Genomic DNA, 1,225 nt, shown 5'->3' on the forward strand with positions numbered 1-1,225 from the left:
GCGCGGGCCGCGCGGGCCGAAGGGACCGCACGGCGCGGACGGCGCGTCGGGGCCGCGGCCTCGGTGGCGGCGCTGGCCGTGGCGCTCTCGGGCTGCGGCCTCATCGGCCAGCCCCAGAACAAGAGCGCGGAGCTCTCCGAGTGGTTCACCGTGACCAGCCCCGTGTTCCGTGATGGCGGCGACTTGCCCGCGCGATACGCGTGCGCGACGTACTCTGGTTCCGCCGCGCTGGGCAAGACCCCGCCGCTGCGCTGGTCGGCGGGAGGCGTCCGGACCGCCCAGTCCTATGCGATCGTGGTGGACGACCCGGACGCCGCCGGGGGCACCAACGTCCACTGGGTGGTCGCCGGCATCGACCAGGCGCAGCACGAGCTGGTCGAAGGAGGACGGCTCGGCACGATGGTCGAGGCGCGCAACACCGCGAAGAAGGTGGGCTACACCCCGCCGTGTCCGCCGAAGGGCGAGCGGCACCGGTACCGGTTCACCGTCTACGCGCTGGACACCAGGGTTCCCTTCGCGAACGGGGCCACGCTGAAGGACGCGCTGGGCGACATCGCCAAGCACACCGTCGGGCGGGGCCGGATCACCGGGAACTTCGGCGACAAGTAGAGCCGTTCCCCCGGAGACCCTCGGGTCGCCGGAGCGGCACGACGAGTGCGGACCCCGCGGGGACCGGGAGACAAGGGCGTACCGGACGGCCCGTATCGGCCGTTCGGGACGCATCGGGTGAGGGATTATGTGCGCGAAAGGTGTGACAACGGTCATAGCGGTCGGACAGAATCGGCTAGGGTCCGCCGGGAACCGACCGCGCACGATGATCGGGACCGACCCGCGGTCCGCGCTGGCGGCTGACGCCGGGCCAAGACAATGGGTGGTGGCATGACTTCTACAATCGTGGTCTTCGGCCTCGTGCTGGTCGTGGTCCTGGTGGTCGTCCTGGTCGTCCTGGGACTGCGCGCCCGGGGCGACGGCGGGGACGCCGACGACGAGTGGACGGCCGACGACGAGCAGCCGCGCGACCGCGGTCGCGGAAGGGGCCGCCGCCGGGCTCCCGAGCCGCAGGCCGGCGAGTACGACGACGGCTACGACCCGAACTACGACAACGGCGGCTTCGACGGCGACCAGGGCTTCGAGCCCGGCTTCGACCGCCGCGTGGCGGGCCCCGGCGGCGACGTCCCGGTCGCGGGCCAGCCGCCGATGGCCGCCCCCACCGGCGGGCAGGCCC

2 protein-coding genes are annotated in these 1,225 nt (G+C 73.3%); both read left to right on the forward strand.

The genetic code is table 11. The features are described from left to right. The coding region (locus DZF91_RS23565) for a YbhB/YbcL family Raf kinase inhibitor-like protein (RefSeq protein ID WP_328589201.1) at nucleotides 1-609 on the forward strand (609 nt) is incomplete at its 5' end. Nucleotides 610-879: 270 nt separating this feature from the next. Continuing rightward, nucleotides 880-1,225: hypothetical protein (locus DZF91_RS23570; RefSeq protein WP_407920930.1), on the forward strand; the 346-nt coding region annotated here is incomplete at its 3' end.

Source organism: Actinomadura logoneensis, assembly GCF_003428695.1.
Classification (GTDB): Bacteria; Actinomycetota; Actinomycetes; order Streptosporangiales; family Streptosporangiaceae; genus Spirillospora; species Spirillospora logoneensis.